Consider the following 19,253-nt stretch of genomic DNA (forward strand, 5'->3'; position numbering starts at 1 on the left):
TGCTATTTTTAATTAAAAAAAATATCCTAACTTTATAAGTTAATTACAAAGCCCTAATCCTTAATTAATTAAATAAATGAAAACACTCGGTAAAAAGATCAGGCTCCTCCGCCATCAACGCGGCTGGAGCCAGGAAGACGTCGCAAAACGCTTAGACATTTCTATCCCCGCATTCTCAAAAATTGAAACAGGCATTACCGATATCAACCTATCGCGCCTTGAACAAATCTCTATTTTGTTCGAAATGTCCGTAGTGCAGCTATTGACATTTAACGACCTTGAACAGGAAAACAAATACAACTCGGAGCTTGACACGATGACCAAAAAGTTAAGCGACCGTGAAACAGAAGTGATTGACCTTCAGAAAAAAGTAATCGAACTTTACGAAGAACTCAGGCTTAATAAAGCTACCGCATAATATACAGCCCCCGATTTATCGGGGGCTTTTTTGTACCTAAAATATTTTCTTCATCGTTAAATGCCGCTTGCCAAATGTGGCGCCGGTAGCCTCGTGTATGGCCAGCATCTTATCATTAAAATCGCCCACCCATGACAGCTCGAGCTCAAAATATTTTTTTAGCGGGTAGGTGTATTCTTTCAGCTTGATAAACATAGCCGACTCGAGACCGTGTTTTTGAAATTTCTCTTTAGTACCCATTACAATGGCCCGCATGCGCGATACACCTTTCCATCGGTAGTATAAAAACTTCAGTTTGCCTATCAGGTCAAGTTTGCCGTTCAATGGTTTTATCATCTGGTTAGCATCGGGCAGTATGATGACGAAGGATGCCGGCTCGTTGTTTACATAAGCAAACCATATCAGATTTTCGTCCATAATGGCTTGCATTTGTTTAAAGCTTTCCATAATGGTTTCGCGATTTATGGGCGCGAAGTTTTCAAAGTTTTTCCAGGCGTCGTTGTATATCTCCATAAAATCGGCGGCATACTGGTCAATCTTTTTTGCCTCCAGATGCCTGAACTCGTAACCCGGTTTTTTGGCTACCCAATTGGCTATCTTATCAAACCTTTCGGGGAAGGGGTTGTACACCTGCAGATGATTGGTGATCTGCTCATACTCTGTTTTAAAACCATATTCCTCAAAAAAAGCTTTGTAATAAGGTGGATTATAGTTCATGCCATAACTGGGATGGGTAAAACCCTCCACCAGTAAGCCCCAAAATTTATCATTCTCGCCAAAGTTGATGGGGCCTTCCATGGCTTTCATACCTTTTGCTGCCAGCCAGTTTTTGGCTGTGTCCATTAACAAAAAGGCAGCTTCTTTATTATCAATGCATTCAAAAAAGCCCATGCCCCCAGTTGGCAGTTCGGTTTTATAAGCTTTTTCTTCGTTAATAAAAGCTGCTAAACGACCAATCAGTTTATTGTTGGCATCGCGCAGTACCCAGCGGGTTATTTGCCCATGCTTGTGAAAGTTGTTCTTTGCGGGGTCAAAAACCGCTTCAATATCATTATCGAGCGGGCAAACCCATACGGTGTCGTTTTTGTAGATGATGCGTGCGGCATCCAAAAATGCTTTTTTGTCGGCTTTGCCGTGTACTTCGTTAATGGTCATGTGGGGTGGTATGGTTATAAAAAAAGCATCCTGCCTAAGCCGGATGCTTATGATATCTTATCTAAAAACAAGGTAAACCGATTAAAAGTCTTCCTCTTCTTCCAATCCGTCGAGGTGGTCAAAGGCAGCCAGGTCATCCATGGGCGCGTCAAAGTCATCCTCATCGTCATCGTCAACAAACCTGCTTTTTGGTTTAGCTGCTGCCGGTGTCAGGGATTTTTTTGCATCGCCTGCCTTTTTTGTCGCACTTTTCTTTTTTACCGGTTTCCTGGGAGTTTCCATCGAAAATAGATTAGCGTTATTGTTGAGTTTATCTAAGTTTAAATTTACTAAGAAATTAGAATATCAAAGTCTTTTTTTGAGACAAATTTTTATCTCTTGGTTCTTCAAAAATAAAGAAAATCAAAATTGTTATAAAAAGGTATTTAAAAAAATTATTCCTGCTGCTCGCCAATGTCCGATCCGGCCGATATAAGTTCTTTTAATTGAGGTAATTGGTTGATGCTGTTGATGCCAAAATAATCCATAAAAAATGGGCTGGTGGCATATAAAATGGGTTTTCCAACGGTTTCGGCCTTGCCGGTTATCACAATTAATTCCTTTTCGAGCAGCTTTTGTACCGAGTAATCGCAGTTTACGCCGCGTATTTGTTCAATATCCAGTTTGGTTACCGGTTGCTGGTAGGCGATAATAGCCAGTGTTTCCAACGCGGCCTGGCTCAACTTTTTCTTGGAGCGTTGCAGCTGTAACTGCTTAATTACGGTATGGTATTCGGGTTTGGTTAAAAACTGATACCCATTGCTAATGTTGACCAGTTGCATGGCAAAGCCCGGTGCATCGTATTTTTGTTTGATATTTTGGATGGCTGTTAACACTTCGGCCTCACTAAAATCCTGCTCAAAGCTTAGTTGCAGACAATACATGATTTCTTCGGCCCTGATGCTGTTCTCAGATGCGAATATTAATGCTTCGATATATAATTCGGGGCTTTCCATGCGTTAATAGGCACAAATATATATTTTTTGCTCCTACCATGTACATTTATGTTGGCGGCCGGGAAATTAGGCCACAATGTGGTTGGGAATGAGTAAAATACACCACGTTGGCCATGTAATTATTTCTACATAAACGATAAAAAAATTTAACCAATGGTATAATCAGGACTTTTTGAGGGTATTTTAGCTTGGCACGGGGTTTGAATTACCATCTTCAATCCATACAAAGGATTGTTTTTCATAGGTAGATGTTGGGTCGGAAACTGCGAGAGTAACCGACCCTTCTTTTTTGCCTTAATAATTGATTACCTGCTCTTCTATCTGTACAGGTAGCTCACGCCATTCATATTTCTGGGTGCGCATTTGCGGCTCAAAACCTGCTTCGCGAATGGAATCCTGTATGCCTTTTGCGGTGAATCGGTGAGGTGCACCTGCAGCCGATACCACGTTTTCTTCTATCATGATGGAGCCAAAATCATTTGCTCCGGCGTGTAAACATATCTGTGCCACTGCTTTACCAACGGTTAACCACGATGCCTGTATATTTTTAACGTTTGGCAGCATAATACGGCTTAAGGCTATCATACGGATGTACTCGTCGCCACTTACGTTGTTGGTAATACCGCGCACTTTGCGTAACAAGGTCCCATCGTCCTGAAATGGCCATGGGATAAAGGCGATAAAGCCATAATGCCCTTCGGGTTTTTCGGCCTGCACTTCGCGTAACCAAACCAGATGCTCAAAGCGCTCTTCGATGGTTTCCACATGCCCAAACATCATGGTAGCCGATGTTGGCAAATTCAATTGGTGTGCCGCGCGCATTACATCCAGCCATTCTTTGCCACCGCATTTTCCTTTTGATATCAGTCGGCGAACACGGTCGTTCAATATTTCGGCACCGGCGCCGGGCAATGAATCTAATCCTGCCTCTTTCAAGGCCCTTAACACATCAATATGGCTCATGCCTTCCAGTTTAGCCACGTGGGCTATTTCGGGCGGACCGAGCGAGTGTAGTTTTAGGGTAGGGTAGAGTTCCTTTAGTTGTTTAAACAGGTCGGCATAAAACTTCAGGCCCAAATCGGGGTGGTGGCCGCCCTGCAGCAACAACTGGTCCCCGCCATAGCGGAAAGTTTCTTCTATTTTTTGTTTGTAGGTTTCGATATCGGTAATGTAGCTATCCTCGTGCCCTGGCCGACGAAAAAAGTTGCAAAACTTGCAATTAGCTATACAAACATTAGTGGTATTTACATTACGGTCAATCTGCCAGGTTACCTTGCCATGCGGCACCTGTATTTTGCGCAGCTCGTTGGCTACGTACATCAACTCGGTGGTTGGGGCGTGTTCGTATAAAAATACACCTTCTTCAATACTCAAAAACTCGAAGTTGAGGGCGCGCTGTAACAGGTCGGCAGTATTCATGCCGTAAAGATACTGACTTTGTAAGTCAAAAGTTATAAGTCGAAAGTCAAAATATGAAGTCAGCTGTCGGAGGTCAGATGTCAGAAAACTATTTAAGATGATCAGAGCTCCGACGTCAGATTTCTGAATTCCGTCTTCCTATTCCTCCAACACCGACAAAATATTCCCCGCAGGGTCTTTAAACCAGGCGATTTTAGGCCCATGGGGGTTGTGCGCTATGCCTTTTTCATCCTGCTTAAATGGCTCGCCGTATAGCTCAAATTTAACGCCCTTTTGCACCAGGTCGTTTACCGTCTTATCAATATCGTCAACCGGGAAATTGAGCACGGTAAATGTAGCCGCACTGTGTTGCTCACCTTTTGGGTAAACAATAATGGGGCTGGAGTCCTGGATATTCAATTTAAGCATCCCCATAGTTTCCGATACATCCAAGCCTAACACGCCCTGATAAAATGCTTTCGCTTTTTGTATATCATCAACGGAATAGCCGCTGAAAGCTTTACTGTCTTTTAGCATATCCATAAATTTAGTTTTTAATAGTTTCGCTTAAGCGGATATCCTGCCGCCGTAAACCTCTTCGAAAGCTAACAAGCATTCGGTCTGAATGTTTTCAGGTAGCTCGGAGTGTTTCCAGAAATTAAAGCGCACGTACTCGCCGTCTTCTTCCCTAAAGGTGTGGTTGCCAATAGAATCGTAGTCCTGGAAATCGAATATGGCGGGGCGTTTTTTAAACCAGTCGAGGTGGCGTTGTTCTATTTCCCAAAGTTTTTGTGTGAATTGACCTTTCAGGTCGAAAGCGCCATTGATTGTCGCTGTATAGGAAGTGCTCATATTGGGTAAATGTTTAATATTTTCCTGATATACGGTAACCAATGCAAATAGGATGCCGCTTTTTACGAGATTAGGTTTTTAATGTTGCCTTGTTATTAACATAACATGAAATATTTTAGATTTGAGCAACCAATAAAAAAATAACCCCAAATAGTATGAAAAAATTTACCCAACGTGAGTTGATGCTGGTAGCCATTACCGCCCTCATTATGTGCATCCCGATAGCAATTATAGCACACCGCACGGCCCCTGCAATGCTGCCATCAACAGCATTTGACTATACGACTATAAAAGTTACCAAAACATCGGTAGGCGAGAAGCGACAGTTTTGCGATAACCCCACCAAAACGCTGGGCCAGTTGGAGATACACGAAACCAGTTTGAATCCGGGCGAAATTGCCCACCCGCCGCATCAGCACCCCGAAGAGGAACTGACCATTGTACGCCAGGGTACAGTTGAGGTGCTGGTAAATGGCGAGCTAAAGCGTGTAGGCCCAGGCTCGGTCATCTTCCAATCCTCAAACGATCTGCATAACCTCAAAAATGTGGGTACTGACGTGGCCATATACCATGCGATAAAATGGAGGAGCCCCCTAACCCCCTGAAGGGGGAACGGAAAAGGGATTTTGTATAGTTACCAAAACTTCCAAAAAGGTTTTTTTTGTGTTTGGTTTTGTGCAATTGATAATTTCTTATCAAAAACTTCTTTGATAAGAAAGTAATTTTCCCATGTGTCTTCGACATGATATACTGATGGGCGATTTACAACTAAAACATTTATATAATCATTTATATACTCTTCATTAGTATTATAATAATGCATCCCGAACCGGTTTCCTTTCTCGTTAATATCCTCAATGGTAAGAACTCCATCGCAACACGTTTCAAATACCTGCGGCCCTGTTAATTCGCGTTTTTTGAATTTTGCAATTTCTTCAGGGTTATCTTCAATAAATTGTTCGCTGACTAAGTCATTATCAATCATACAACCTAAGAAAAAGCCAGTATGTACATAGCCCTGAAATTCATCTAATTCTTGGGGGAAATCACCTTGAAAATGCCACTTCGCTTTATCATAGACTTGCATGTTGTTTTCAAGGCTTTCAACAAATGTTGTTTTTTGATACCCTTCTTTTAACTTTTCATTTACAAGTTTTTCAGATTCGGTTTTGGCCAATGCCTCAGAGTCGAATCGTCGCGATAATGTATTTAGCCAGTTGTAAAATACACCATCGGTGATACTTACTATATTTCCATCAAGAACAACTCTATAGTGATGTGTTTGGGTGTTTTCAATCTTTATCAGATAATTTGTCATATAGAAAAATGATAAGTCGTCTTATATGTTAAATATAAAAAAACTATTTGAAAAAAGTTGAAAACGCCTTTGTATGGGTTCATTAGCTATCAAACTATCAGTTCCCCCTTTAGGGGGTTAGGGGGCAGCAAACTGTTTCGCCAAAGCCGTTATAGTTTTCGGCGCTAATGTGTTATCGCCGCTTTGCACCACTATCCTGTACCTGAACGTTACCGACTGGCCCTTGGTTAAATGCAGATCGGGTTTGGTTTTGGCTTTGGTGAAGGCCTTTTCGCCCAATGGGTTGGCGGCAAACAGGCCGTAGCCGCGGGCGTGCCAAAAGGTAGGGTAGTTAAAGTTTTTCGGATGGTCGATAATGGCGATGCTGATGGAATCGGTACCCATTTTACCGTAAACTTTGCACCAGGTGCCGCGTGTGCTCCAGGCATCGTCGCCTTTTTTGCCTTCGCTGGTTAAATATGTACCGTTCGGTATTTTATCGCTTCCGGGGGCTACAATGGTAACATTGCCTTTGTCATCGGTAAACTTTTGCGGCTGATTGGAAGGTATTTGCAACTCGTGCGCCAAGCGCAGGCCCATCAAACCATCTTTGGCATCGTTAAACGTAACGTCGGTATTGGCGGTAAGCGTGGTTACACGGTCGATAATGCGCTCATGTGCCGTCCCGCTAAAAGTGAATGTGGTTTTTTCGTCCAATAGTTTATCGTTGGCCTGGTTTACCCAGTTGGCGTGGAAAGTGAGTTTGCCTTTAGTGCCGCTCAACATGCTTAAAACGTGGTCAGTTTTTACCCAGCCGTATTGGCTCTTTTTCTCTTTTGCAATGGCGTAGCTGTTGTTCCAAAAATCCAAACCGTTTACATTCTCATAATTGAACCAAATGCCGATATGATGAGGATGGTCGGTCGGGTCGCCTGGCCTGGGGTCGAGCGGGAAGCCGCGTGTTACCACCGTTCCGTTAGGGGCATGTACCGGGTAAAGGAAGGGTTTTTCTAAACTGTCGGGGTAATTAAAGCTGGTAAAAGGCTTGCCGCCAATTAAAATGTCAACCTTGTTTTGTTTAGGGACTTTGACAACTTTAACTAACTCTGCTTTTTGCGCTGAGGCGGATAATATTGACCCTGATAGGAGGGTGGCAATAATGATTTTGTGTTTCATGTTATTGTTAAAAAAAATGTCATTTCGAGCGAGCGCAGCGACGAGAAACCTTTACGAACAAATGCATTCACGACGGATTTGTCGCTCGCTTACCTATCCGACGGCCTATCGCTCTCAGAAGTTTTCTCCCTACGGTCGAAATGACATTGTTTGTTATCTGTTTCTTTTTAATATTTAAACGGTTTACCGCCCGCCATTACTTCCTGCGTTGCTTCATCAAAAGTAACTTTTTGGCCGGTATGTACAGCGGCATTCGCCATAATGGTGGCGATGGAGTGGCTGTAGCCCGCTTCAACAGGCGCATGCGGTGTTTTTCGACTGCGCACACATTCCATCCAGTTGCGCACGTGGTTGCTTGTTAAAATATCGCCGCCGGTATTGGCCGATGCCACCACTTTTTCGGCATTGGATAGCGAAACCTCGGGCAATAAATTGGCGTGCATGCCCATAGCCGAGGCCAGTTTTTCGGTAAGCCCGCCTTTGGGTGAAACTTTGTTGGTTACCAAATTGAGCTCACCGCCGTTGGAATAATATATTTCGGATGGGTTTTCATCGCCATTGTTCATTCGCGAAGCGAAAGTTACCTGGAAACCCGTCGACGGGTCGTTTACCGGGCCATAATCAAACACGGCGGTAATGGTATCCCAGTTTTTGCGGCCATCTTTCCATTGGTAAATGCCGCCATTGGCTACCACACTGCGCGGGTGCTGCAGGCCGCTGAACCAGTGTACGGTGTCGATCTGGTGGCTCATCCATTGTCCGGGCAAACCGGAAGAATAGGGCCAAAACAGGCGGAACTCCAAATATTTTCTTGGATCGAAGGTATCATGAGGGCGGTTCAGCAAAAAGCGTTTCCAGTCGGTATCTTCTTCTTTCAGTACATTCAATAACTCGGGACGGCGCCAGCGGCCGGGCTGGTTTACGTTCCAGGTGAGCTCCACCATCGTCATCGGGCCAAATTTGCCCGAATTGATAAAATCATAAGCAGCCTGATAATTTGTGCCGCTGCGGCGTTGCGAACCTATCTGTACGATCCTGTCGGACGCTTTAATGGTTTTCAAGGCCATTCGGTTATCTTCCATCGTTTCGGCAAAGGGTTTTTCGCAATACACATCGCAACCGGCCCTAACGGCTTCGGCGGCGTGTATGGCATGCTGAAAATCGGCGGTGCTTACAAAAACGGCATCTACCAGTTTCTTGTCATACATTTCCTCGTTGTTGCGGCAGGCGGTAACATCGTGCCCCATTTTTTCTTTCCATGTGGCCGAGCCTTGCTCGCGGCGCATTTTCCAAATATCGGACACGGCGGTTACTTCAAAATTGAGTTCCTTGCAATGGTTCATAAAGGCGGGGATATGAGAGCTGCGGTGCCTGTCGGAAAAGCCGACCACACCTACGCGCACACGGTCGTTAGCGCCAATAATACGTTTATAACTACTGGCGCTCCAGCTTACTTTGCTGGCCAAAACACCGGCGCCAACCAGTGCCGATTGCTGAAGAAAAACTCGACGGGAATTGTTCATATTGCTTTATAATTATTTAAGTTCTTTGATTTTTATACTGCGAAAGGATACCTGATTGCCATGGTCCTGCAAAAGGATATGCCCTTCTTTTGCCTCGCCAAAGCCCGGCCATATTTTAAATTTGCTTATCGCGACAGAATCGCGGAAAGCTTGTGAGCCACGCACGTATTCCAATACCTTCACACCGTTTAAATAATGGGAAACATGGTTATCGGGCGTTACCACAATACGGCCCTGATTCCAGGCACCAACCGGGCGGATGAAGCGTTTTTGCTTTTGCGCGGGTATCAAATCGTACAATGATGCCAAGGTGCGGTTACCAAAACGGCCCAGTTTGGCATCGGGGTGCAATACATCATCAAGCACCTGGTATTCCAGGCCAATGGCCGAGCCGGTGGTCTTTTCATTCAGGGTGACAAAGTACTTTACCCCACTGTTTGCGCCAGGTGTTATCTTAAACTCGAAGGACAAATCGAACGCGCTGAATAGTTTATTGGTAACAATATCGCCGCCGTTTTGGGCTTCTTTTCCTTCGGATGATAATACGGTTATCTTACCGCTATCCACCACCCAACCTTTGGCGGGGAAATGGTCGACCGCGGCGCTGCGCCAGCCATCGTGGGTTTTGCCATCGAACAGTAGTTTCCAGCCATGCAGTTTTTCATAAGGGGTTAAGTAGTTTGGCACGTTGTTCACCACATAAATATCGGCAGGGAAGGTACCGGGGCCAATGGCACCAGTCTTAAGGATGATGTTTTTAAAACACACCTTTTTGCCTTCCGCTTCCTTGCTTTGTATGGCATGTACCTGTAAGCCGATAAAGCCTTTGCTGTCAACGGTATCCACCACATAAGCCACGGGGATGCCGTTTACCCAGGTTTTCATTTCGTTGCCCTTGCACCATACCCTCATGTGGTTGTATACGCCCACTTTAAAAATAGGCTTAGCTTCTGCATGTAAATCTAATGGGTAAAGCCATTCGCGTCGGCCTTCATCGTATATTCCACCTGTCCATGCACGTGCCGAAGGGTCAATCTCCACCTGACGGCCATAAACCCGGTTTTCGTGGCCGGGGGTATTAAAATGACTGCGTGTTTGTATGCCCGAGTTACTTGCCGGGCTTTCTACCAGTACATCCAGGTCGAGTACAAAATCGCTGTATTGTTTATCTGTGACTAAAAAAGTGTTGCCGCTGTTGGGCACGGCGGTGCCTACAATGGCACCGTTTTCCACGGTAAACTCGGCAGTGCCGGCTACGCGTTTCCAACCTTTAAGGGTTTTGCCGTCGAACAGTTTTTCGGTTTTAAGTATAGATTGCGCATGCAAACCGCTGGCCGAAATAAAGATTACGGACATAGCAGCAGAACAGGCTACTGAAATCAGTTTTTTCATGAAGAGGGTTATAACGGGTTTATGGATTTAAAGGTAGCAGAATTATTAAAGAAAACAGGCGCGATGTTTAAATTTTTGAAATAGCGTTTTTGTTTTCGGCTTTTTAGCTTACCTTTGCCGACCAACAAAAACGCGGAAGTGGCGTAATTGGTAGCCGCACCAGACTTAGGATCTGGCGCCGCGAGGCGTGGGGGTTCGAGTCCCTTCTTCCGCACAGGCCCTAAAAAGGCACTATTTATAACAGAAACCCGCTTTTTAACTAAAGTGGGTTTTTTTATTTTATACAAAAGATCACAAATTTGTGTTGTTTTATACTATAAACTTCCACTAATATTCCACGGTATCCTGCTACTTTTTTTCTTACCAACGGCACGGTTACCAATACCTTCCCTGCTTTTTATTGGAAAGTGATAAAGTATGGCCACACTATAGAATGTTACTGGACGCCAAATTTGGCTACGGAAACTCAATCGGTTTTACCTAAGCGGGTGGTTGCCTATCAGCAATTAACCATCAATCTGGGTTTTGATCCGATGAAAGCACTAAACTAACATCGGGTATATTTAGTTTGAGGGCGTTAATTCTGGGCACTTAATACATCGGCTACCCTTTCTTTATGTGGTTTGCTTATTGTCGCTGTGAAACACTGGTTTTTCTATCAGATTCGGTACTCCTAAAGGTATGAAGTTTGTTTGTTATAAATTAGCAACACACTTATTTACATATCGACAAAGCAGAGTGGAAAGTTCGTTTCCAGGCTGTACATCGCGGTTACATCTGCCGCAAAAAATGCATTAATTATTTATTTCCAATAAATAGATTGGTCCAAACTTCCCAAACTAAAGATACCGGGGCATCTAATATTCGGGATAGGAGCAATTCGCGGTCATTCGTTTCCATTTATTTCAACAGGTTCAATATTGTAATCTCTAATATCATTATTTTATCTGGAAATTTATTACTTTAGCAACGAATTGGTTATGAATACAACCAATATAATAATACCTCCTGATTAAACTATTTTTTAAACCCTGAATGTTGAAAGTAAGATTTTTACTTTTTGTGATATTGCTATTTGCAACAGCCAAGCTGTTTGCTCAAAGCGGTAGCGTTGGTTGGGTAAAAGGTAGGTTGGTTGATGAAGAATCGGGTAAGCTAATACCCTATGCAAAATTAGCCCTTGTTGATCAGGATAATGAGGGCATTGTTATCAAAGCAACCCAAACCAATACGCTTGGTGAGTTTGAGTTTAAAAATGTGCCCCTAGGCTACTATAGCCTTATCATTACCCATGTAGGATTTGATAAGGCGATTGTGGCTGATGTAGAACCGGATGCCGATAACCCTGTTTTTAACACTGGTACCATCAGGCTAAAAAAGCGTACCGCCATAATGCGCGAAGTTATCATTACCGATAAAAAACGAGTAGTGACTTTTGATGCAGACCAGATAACGTACAACATGGCGCAAAGTTTGCTGGCCGTTGGCAGCAACGCCACAGATGTATTGAACAATGTTCCGCTGGTAAGCATGGGTATTGATGGTGTACCAACTATAGCCGGTAAACGAAATACCCGGATATTTATTGACGGTGAGCCATCGGATTATATGACGGCAAATATTACCGACCTGTTGGATGTGTTGCCATCTGATGCGATTGATAAGATAGAGGTATTGCTAAATCCTCCGGCAAAATATTCATCGGACGGGGATGGTATTATCAATATCATCCTGAAAAAAGATCATAAGTTCGGTTTAAATGGCGTAACGTCGGTTAGTGCAGGCACGCTCGGTAATTTTAGCGGTAACGGCTATCTGTCAAACAAGCAAAAAAAGCTGTTATTTACAAGTAGCTATGGCTTTGCTGATAACCCGGTTACGTATAACAGCAGCAATACCCAACGTTTTTTTAGTGACACCGGTTTTTATCGAAACCAATATATCAATAGCCATTCGATAGGTTTTGGGCATAACCTCAGCGAGATGCTTAGCTGGACGATAGATAGCACCCGGACCCTTAAATTATCATCCAATTATAACTTTAACCGGAATATCGGGCAATCGCTCGGCGATTACCGCTTTCTAAATTATAAGCAAATACAAAGCTCGGCAAACACCCAGACCGGCAATAACTATAGCCATACCTTTAACTACAATATCAATTTGGGCTATCGCTGGAAAATAAAACGAAGCCGGGGGCAGCTTGATGCGAGTTTTGCCCTGAACGGAAGCACAAGCCCTGTGAGCCGTTTTATGATGGTAAATTATCAAAATGCGGCAGGGCAGCCCATTGCCAACCGTTTGCCGTTTGAACAAACCTACAGCTTAATTAACTCCTATAGCGGTATGCAGGCCAAAGCCGATTATGAGCAGCCCATCCGCAATACAAAAAGTGCCATCGCTTATGGTATATCAGCAGATGTTCGTACCAATAACAACAACCAGGATGTGGAGAACATTAACATCAAAACCAATGTATATACCAGGGTTGCAAGCCAAAGCAATATATTTAACTACCAGCAAGGTATTTACGCCTGTTATGGCAGTGGAGTAATCCGTACTAATCACGGATGGATGTTTAGGGGCGAAGCCCGGGCCGAAATAGCTTACGTTAATTACACTTTGCAGGTGGTAAACCAGCCTGCTGCAAAAACACAGTTTATCAATCCGTATCTACATATTTTCCCCAACGCCTCTATCACTAAGCGGGTACGCAATCTTTATACCATCGGGTTGAGTTACAGCGGACATACCGCCCGGCCAAATAATGTAGCGCTTAACCCGTCAGTAGCCTCGCCCGACTCGAATAATGTTACTTTCCGTAACCTCAATATCACGCCATCGTACACCCAACAGGCAGATCTTAGTTTCAGTACAGCTAATGAAAAATGGTCGTTTTATACTCGCATCGGCTACAGCTATACCAATAACATGATTGAACGTATTATTAGTGTCGACAGACCCGGCCGCGCGCAGTACCAGTATGATAATTTGGGCCCCAGTACATATAATACCATAACCATTTACGGCGATTATCGCCCGGCGCATCATATCATTATTAATGGCGGTTCAACTATTGGCCAGGTATTTTATCAACCAAGCGCTTACTTAGCCAACAGCCATACAGCCTACAGCCATTATTACAAACTGGGCCTGCAATTAACATTGCCGTATGCCATAGCTTTTGATGGCAACTTTAATTACACTACACTTTCATTTGCCCAGAGTTACACTAACGGCCCGGCAACTAACAGTTTTGCATTGCGCAAGTCGTTTTATCATAATAAAATGCTGGTACGTTTTGTGGCTACCAATCTGTTTGGGCAAAGCAATACCGATGCCACTGTACTTGGGACCAACTTTGCATGGCAAAATTTAGGCGTGGTTGATACCCGTAACTTTGCTGTATCCTTCAGTTATAATTTTTTGAGTACGGGCAGTAAGGCCAAATAAAAGATAGATAGTTCTTTAGATGCTTATTGTAAAAGAGGAGCGCTTTATAATAACAAAAAACCCTCCGATTTTTCGAAGGGTTTTTTGTTTGGTATCGCTTGTTGTCGGGATGGCAGGATGATTAATCCTTTCCGCAAATAACTATATATCAATAAATTGATGGAGACTTTTTAGAACTACTCACTGTTTTACTCACATACTTTTTAACAGTGATTGACACAAATTTAACGATCTGTTTTCAGTTATGCAACAACAATTTAGTTTAGATACCTTGAATAGGCTTATATCCATTTTAAATCACTTCTCTAAATCTGTTATGTCTTTTGGTTTTTAGGCTATTAAAATTCAGAGCTAACTATTCTTTAATGTTAATATGCACCATTTTAGTAAGTAATAAAGATACCTAAGTCCAAAAAGTAAAAATAAGAGTATAACGAAAGATTGATAGCCGAAGTACTTCTGTTCGTATTGTTCTAATTTTGATTCATTGAGAGTTTTTAATTTATTACTCAAATTGTCCAAATTACTTTTTATTGCGATTGATTTTTTGTGATTTAAAGAATCGTTAGGAGAAATTGATTTCTCAATGATAAAATTGTTGAGTTTTTGAGGAGTAGAGAAGCCAATATTTTTAAAGTGTTCAGTTAACCCCTCTTTCTTCCATTTTCCATTCCACCGTGCATTCACACTATCTATTTTACCGAAAACGTTAGCCTTAACCGTATAATCCCATAAATTCTCTTCGTTGTTTATGATTTTATTTGACAAATCGAAATTCATTTCTCTGCTCATGTTTTCGAAGTACCATACATGATTTCTTTGTTTATAATCAAAAATATAATTTAATCTGTCTGATTGTCTTTGTACACTATTTCTATGTTTATCTAAATTTTTTATTTGTAAATCCTTAAAGAAATTGTAACCAAAGGTTCCTAAAAAGCACAAAAGGCTAATACAAATAGCGGACAGTAGGATTAGTATTTCTCTCGCAATAAATTTCTTCATGTGATTTTTAGGGATTAAGGTTTATTTTGGTTGCCGTGGTTCCATTTTGATATACAATTGATAAATATTTCTTGACTTCGATTGGTATCGCTTTAGTCGGGATGGCAGGATTCGAACCTGCGGCCTCCACATCCCAAATGTGGCGTGGTTGTCTTTTAGTTGGTTGATTATCATTTCTTTATGTGGTTTGCTTATTGTCGCTGTGAAACAACTGTGAAACATTGGATTTTTTTATCTGATTCGGTCTTCTAAAGGTATACATTTAGTTCGTTAGTTGTTGCTATTAATATGAAACCTGTAGGCGGGGATAAGTTATAGAGAGATGTTCGCATTATCGCTTATTTGCAATTCGCGATTTGCGAATTGAGAATTAAGTGTTATGTTTGTATATGAAAGCACATAGTGGAATGAGACCGCATGATCTTGTAGTACTGCTCAAGATACTTTCTTTGGAAGATGGGTGGCTCAATAAAGACCTTGCTCAAAGCTTAGAGATTAGTCCTTCCGAAATCAGCGAATCACTAAACCGATCTATGATCGCTAAGTTAATCAGCCCGGATAAGAAGAAAGTATTTAAAAATGCACTTTTTAGCTTTATTGCGCATGGGTTAAGTTATGTATTCCCGGTAGAACCTGGGCCAATTGTGAGAGGTATCCCTACCGCACATAGCGCCCCAATACTCAAAAACCACTTCGTATCAAATGATGTGTATGTATGGCCTTCGCAAAAGGGTACAGCAAAAGGTCAAGCGATTACACCGTTATACCCAAATCAAGTATCAGCCGTTCAGAATGATGAAAAGCTGTACGATATGTTGGCTTTGGTTGATACAATACGTGTCGGCAGAGTAAGGGAAAGCGATAAAGCATTGGAATTATTAAAAAGTTTATTCGATTTAGAACATGCATGATAACCTAATCCGGATAAAAGCTGTTAATCAGGTACTTCAAGGGCTGGAACAGGAGTTCGTTTTCGTAGGTGGAGCAACTGTGTCACTATATGCAACAAACCCGTCTATTGCATCCGAAGTACGTCCGACAGATGATATTGATGTAATTGTAGAAATAGCAACATACCACGGTTTTGCAGCATTGGAAGAAAAATTGGTCAGCCTCGGGTTTAGGAACGATATTGCCTCCGGTGTTTTATGCCGCTATCAAATACAAGGGATAATAGTTGATATTATGCCAACAGAGCCGGATGCCATAGGCTTTAGTAACAAATGGTATCCCGAGGGGTTTGCGCAAGCGATTGACCACGACCTGGACCAACAAACAACTATTCGCATATTTTCATTACCGTATTTTATCGCTTCAAAATGGGAGGCGTTCAAAGGCAGAGGCAAAAACGACTACCGTACCAGCAAAGATTTTGAGGATATGGTGTATGTTTGGGAAAACGTCGATGACCTTGTAGCACAATTGCAAAATGCACCGGAACAACTAAAGGCATATCTTCATGACGAGTTCGTAAAGGTCATCTACAAGGATGATTTCGAAGAAGGCTTATATGCGCACCTCACGGGTGGATATGGTGGGATAGACGCTAATTATATCCGTGTTAGTCTTGAGGCTGGTTTGAATATTAGTAAATAAATTATTAAATATTTATAAAATACTATATTAGTTGGATTCTTTCAATAAATTTACCTTGACGCTTTGATGATTGTCTATGTTAACACATTGTCTACCCACGTATTCATGAAAAACTAAGCCGAAAATAATCGAAAACAGTTTTACGTCCGCCGTAACGGCAGTACTGTAGAGCTTGAGGCCGAGGAAATGGTGAATGATGTAAAACAGAAGTGGAAGTAATCTTTATTTATTTCATCGATCTAAACCTTTTTAATTTTATTTAATGAGTGATGTAAAATATTATTGTGTGGGTTTCTCCTGGGGAGGTAATTCAGAAAGCCAGCTTCCCCGTTTTGTTGAAAAGGGAATATGGGAAAACGGGTTTGATGATAAATACCTTCAAAAAGTAAATAGCATACCTGTTGGTTCAAAATTGGCGGCAAAAACGACGTACACTCGTAAGAAGGATGGAAAAAATATTTCTGTATTAGAAGTCCACACCATCGGTACTGTAACCGCAAATCCTCGCGACGGACGACTTCTAAAAGTTGATTGGGACAAGAACTTTAAAAACTTTAAGCTCGATGGGCGTGGTGCATATAGGTCGACCATAAGTCAAGTTAACCATCGTGAAAACATTGAATTTATTTTTGGTGGGAAAAAGACGAGTGGTGCCTTACCGGGTTTTAAGGAAGAAGATATCTATGATGAAAAACAACTAAACCAAATTTTATACGGGCCTCCAGGATCAGGTAAAACATACCACACTATTAATAAAGCAGTCTCTATAATTGATCGTATAAAAGAAACATCTTTAGTTCATTACTACGCCGGTAGAGAAAGTTTGAAGGAACGATTTGATGAGTTACTTATTGACGACTGGGATAATCTATTTGGTCAAGTAGCATTTGTAACATTTCATCAATCATTTAACTATGAGGATTTTATAGAAGGTTTAAAACCAGTGCTGGACAATGTTGATTTAAAATACGAAAACTCTGCAGGTGTGTTTAAACGGATAGTTGAATTAGCTACAGATAATTGGCTTGACGTGGATAATGGGGACAAAACCCAGTTACCTTTTGACGAGGCATTTTTAAAGTTTAAGGATGCATGGGAAGAAAATCAAGTCATGCCGATTAAAATGAAAACCGATGGGAAAGAATTTACCATCATCGGTTTTACTAAGTATTCGATATTGTTTAAAAAGTCGAATGGAAATACAGATCACACTCTTAGTATTAAAACCCTCCGTGCTTTTTATTACAATAGAAGAGATAGAATGAAGAGCGGCCTCGGTATTTATTATCCTGGTGTTTTATCAAAACTAAATGAATATTCGGTTGCAAGTGGTGGCGTTGAAAAAGATGAAAAGAATTATGTTCTGATAATTGACGAAATAAATCGTGGTAACGTTTCCCAGATATTTGGCGAGCTGATCACACTTATTGAAAGTGATAAAAGGATGGGGGAACGCGAAGCCTTAGAGGTTGTTTTGCCTTACTCTAAAGAGAAGTTTTCGGTACCACCTAACCTGTATATCATTGGCACAATGAATACAGCAGACCGAAGCGTTGAGGCTTTAGATACTGCACTACGTAGGCGCTTTAGTTTTACCGAGATGCCATCAATACCCGAATTGGTTTCTCCGCAGCAAATGGTTTGGCGCTTATGGTGGGATTACCCAGAATTAGATTGGAAAGACGAACCATTCTTATCAAAAGAACAGTCGTTGTATGAATTGTTAGGAGCAAATGATTTAAAAAGTATGTCTAACGATGAAAAACAAAGACTGTGGGATAATGAAATGGTAGATAAATTGGCAAACAGTTCAATATTTAACGATCTGGGGTTTTCAGGTTTGAACTTAGCTTCGATTTTGACCAAAATAAATACCCGGTTAGAAAAACTACTGTCATCAGATCATACTATTGGGCATTCTTACTTTATGTCGGTTTATAGTTTAAATGATTTGATGGATGTTTTTTATAATAAAATCATCCCGTTATTGCAGGAATATTTTTATGGTGATTTTAGTCGGATAGGGTTAGTACTTGGAAAAGGGTTTATCCGAGCTAAATCAATGACCAATACTGATTTTGCTAACTGGGATTTTGATCAGGATACAGTGCCGGAGAAGGATGTATTTGAAATACTTGACCACCGGTTGAATACGCCGTTTAATATAGGTGCTAATGGGAAAGAAGAGATAATCAATTTTGAAGAGGCATTGAACTTATTACTCAACAACAAAGTTGAAAAAACAGTCTGAAAATACGATCACTGTTTTTGAGCATGAAGCCGTCCGTCTTTCGGATACAGGCGAATGTAAAATAACACCCACTCAACTAACAGCTTTACAAAAGTTCGGTAGTACTGGTGATGTACCGTATTTCACATTGCTATACAATGGAATTAAGTTTTGTGAGTACGTAGGGGTTTTACAGGTTGGTAATTTAACCATAGAGGTGCTGCCCAAAGTGGACCGTGGAAGCGATGATAAGAACCAATGGAAAAAGATACTTATTGATATGCTCAGAAAGGTGGGTACGTTTGATGTATCTGCCAGTAGCGAAACCAGCCTTAAGATCAAAAACAACAGTATCCTTGATATCTATATCGAATCATTCCTCGTTCAGGTTGAAAGGTTGGTTCACCAGGGTTTAATTAAAAAGTACCGTAAGCAGGAAGATAACTGCACCGCTCTAAAGGGTAAGCTTGTTTTTGCAAAACACATCTCCAAAAATATCATCCACAAAGAGCGATTTTTTGTTAAATATACGGTTTACGATCAGCTACATGTTTTAAACCAAATACTCTTTAAAACACTTAACCTTATCAGGGTTATTAATACCAATTCAAATTTACAAAGCAGGGTGTAAATCGTCAGCTGAAAGTGGACCGATAGGGTGCTAAGCTTGTGGAGTGTTTCCAAAGATTAATTAACTTTAAGACAATGGAAACCAAGAAGAAACAAACAGCAGAAAACTATATCAAAGAGATTCGCAGTAAGA

Annotated in this window: 18 protein-coding genes and 1 tRNA gene; 8 read left to right on the forward strand and 11 right to left on the reverse strand. The window is 41.7% G+C overall.

Annotated features, from left to right (window positions below; translation table 11 throughout):
• Positions 1 to 76: 76 nt before the first annotated feature.
• Entirely contained in the window at positions 77 to 418 is a 342-nt protein-coding gene (locus tag QZX97_RS04335; protein ID WP_295654556.1) for a helix-turn-helix transcriptional regulator, read from the forward strand.
• A gap of 36 nt (positions 419 to 454) precedes the next feature.
• Here QZX97_RS04335 and QZX97_RS04340 read toward each other — a convergent pair whose 3' ends face one another.
• From QZX97_RS04340 to QZX97_RS04365, 6 genes are all read right to left on the reverse strand, one after another.
• On the reverse strand, positions 455 to 1,573 hold the full coding sequence (locus tag QZX97_RS04340) for a GNAT family N-acetyltransferase (RefSeq protein ID WP_295654557.1): 1,119 nt from the start codon (positions 1,571 to 1,573) through the stop codon (positions 455 to 457).
• Between the two features lie 81 nt (positions 1,574 to 1,654).
• A complete protein-coding gene (locus tag QZX97_RS04345; RefSeq protein ID WP_295654560.1) occupies positions 1,655 to 1,855 on the reverse strand; it encodes a hypothetical protein in 201 nt (66 codons plus the stop codon).
• A gap of 152 nt (positions 1,856 to 2,007) precedes the next feature.
• Positions 2,008 to 2,568: an SMC-Scp complex subunit ScpB gene (gene scpB / locus QZX97_RS04350; RefSeq protein ID WP_295654562.1), complete on the reverse strand. Its 561-nt coding sequence runs from the start codon at positions 2,566 to 2,568 to the stop codon at positions 2,008 to 2,010.
• A 294-nt stretch (positions 2,569 to 2,862) separates the two neighbouring features.
• Positions 2,863 to 3,987: a cyclic dehypoxanthinyl futalosine synthase gene (gene mqnC, locus QZX97_RS04355; RefSeq protein WP_295654565.1), complete on the reverse strand. Its 1,125-nt coding sequence runs from the start codon at positions 3,985 to 3,987 to the stop codon at positions 2,863 to 2,865.
• Positions 3,988 to 4,125: 138 nt separating this feature from the next.
• A complete protein-coding gene (locus QZX97_RS04360) occupies positions 4,126 to 4,503 on the reverse strand; it encodes a VOC family protein (protein ID WP_295664253.1) in 378 nt (125 codons plus the stop codon).
• A 30-nt stretch (positions 4,504 to 4,533) separates the two neighbouring features.
• Positions 4,534 to 4,818, reverse strand: a complete 285-nt coding sequence (locus tag QZX97_RS04365) for a hypothetical protein (RefSeq protein ID WP_295654569.1) — start codon at positions 4,816 to 4,818, stop codon at positions 4,534 to 4,536.
• 155 nt (positions 4,819 to 4,973) lie between these two features.
• On the opposite strand from QZX97_RS04365, the gene QZX97_RS04370 reads away from it, so the two are divergent.
• The gene (locus QZX97_RS04370; RefSeq protein WP_295654571.1) at positions 4,974 to 5,423 is read left to right on the forward strand and encodes a cupin domain-containing protein; all 450 of its coding nucleotides are present in this window, start codon (positions 4,974 to 4,976) and stop codon (positions 5,421 to 5,423) included.
• Positions 5,424 to 5,452: 29 nt separating this feature from the next.
• Here the strand turns inward: QZX97_RS04370 and QZX97_RS04375 are convergent, their stop codons facing one another.
• The 4 genes from QZX97_RS04375 to QZX97_RS04390 form a co-directional block, all read right to left on the reverse strand.
• Positions 5,453 to 6,136 (reverse strand): hypothetical protein, encoded by a 684-nt coding sequence (locus QZX97_RS04375; RefSeq protein WP_295654573.1) that lies wholly within the window; start codon positions 6,134 to 6,136, stop codon positions 5,453 to 5,455.
• A gap of 117 nt (positions 6,137 to 6,253) precedes the next feature.
• Complete coding sequence (locus tag QZX97_RS04380; RefSeq protein WP_295654575.1) at positions 6,254 to 7,291, reverse strand: PmoA family protein; 1,038 nt, start codon at positions 7,289 to 7,291, stop codon at positions 6,254 to 6,256.
• Between the two features lie 167 nt (positions 7,292 to 7,458).
• On the reverse strand, positions 7,459 to 8,814 hold the full coding sequence (locus QZX97_RS04385; RefSeq protein ID WP_295654577.1) for a Gfo/Idh/MocA family oxidoreductase: 1,356 nt from the start codon (positions 8,812 to 8,814) through the stop codon (positions 7,459 to 7,461).
• Between the two features lie 12 nt (positions 8,815 to 8,826).
• On the reverse strand, positions 8,827 to 10,206 hold the full coding sequence (locus tag QZX97_RS04390; RefSeq protein WP_295654578.1) for a DUF1080 domain-containing protein: 1,380 nt from the start codon (positions 10,204 to 10,206) through the stop codon (positions 8,827 to 8,829).
• A 132-nt stretch (positions 10,207 to 10,338) separates the two neighbouring features.
• On the opposite strand from QZX97_RS04390, the gene QZX97_RS04395 reads away from it, so the two are divergent.
• Positions 10,339 to 10,420 (forward strand) — tRNA-Leu (locus QZX97_RS04395).
• Between the two features lie 821 nt (positions 10,421 to 11,241).
• Entirely contained in the window at positions 11,242 to 13,659 is a 2,418-nt protein-coding gene (locus QZX97_RS04400; RefSeq protein ID WP_295654580.1) for an outer membrane beta-barrel protein, read from the forward strand.
• 351 nt (positions 13,660 to 14,010) lie between these two features.
• Here the strand turns inward: QZX97_RS04400 and QZX97_RS04405 are convergent, their stop codons facing one another.
• Positions 14,011 to 14,664: a hypothetical protein gene (locus tag QZX97_RS04405; protein ID WP_295654582.1), complete on the reverse strand. Its 654-nt coding sequence runs from the start codon at positions 14,662 to 14,664 to the stop codon at positions 14,011 to 14,013.
• 389 nt (positions 14,665 to 15,053) lie between these two features.
• Here QZX97_RS04405 and QZX97_RS04410 point away from each other — a divergent pair, with 389 nt between their 5' ends.
• From QZX97_RS04410 to QZX97_RS04425, 4 genes are all read left to right on the forward strand, one after another.
• The gene (locus tag QZX97_RS04410) at positions 15,054 to 15,575 is read left to right on the forward strand and encodes a hypothetical protein (RefSeq protein WP_295654584.1); all 522 of its coding nucleotides are present in this window, start codon (positions 15,054 to 15,056) and stop codon (positions 15,573 to 15,575) included.
• Positions 15,568 to 16,260, forward strand: a complete 693-nt coding sequence (locus tag QZX97_RS04415) for a nucleotidyl transferase AbiEii/AbiGii toxin family protein (RefSeq protein ID WP_295654586.1) — start codon at positions 15,568 to 15,570, stop codon at positions 16,258 to 16,260. The genes QZX97_RS04410 and QZX97_RS04415 overlap by 8 nt, the downstream gene beginning before the upstream one ends.
• A gap of 262 nt (positions 16,261 to 16,522) precedes the next feature.
• Positions 16,523 to 18,511, forward strand: a complete 1,989-nt coding sequence (locus QZX97_RS04420) for an AAA family ATPase (RefSeq protein WP_295654588.1) — start codon at positions 16,523 to 16,525, stop codon at positions 18,509 to 18,511.
• The gene (locus QZX97_RS04425) at positions 18,495 to 19,121 is read left to right on the forward strand and encodes a hypothetical protein (protein WP_295664256.1); all 627 of its coding nucleotides are present in this window, start codon (positions 18,495 to 18,497) and stop codon (positions 19,119 to 19,121) included. Before QZX97_RS04420 ends, QZX97_RS04425 begins: the two co-directional genes overlap by 17 nt.
• Positions 19,122 to 19,253: the final 132 nt, after the last annotated feature.

The organism is uncultured Mucilaginibacter sp. (genome assembly GCF_903893715.1).
Classification (GTDB): Bacteria; Bacteroidota; Bacteroidia; order Sphingobacteriales; family Sphingobacteriaceae; genus Mucilaginibacter.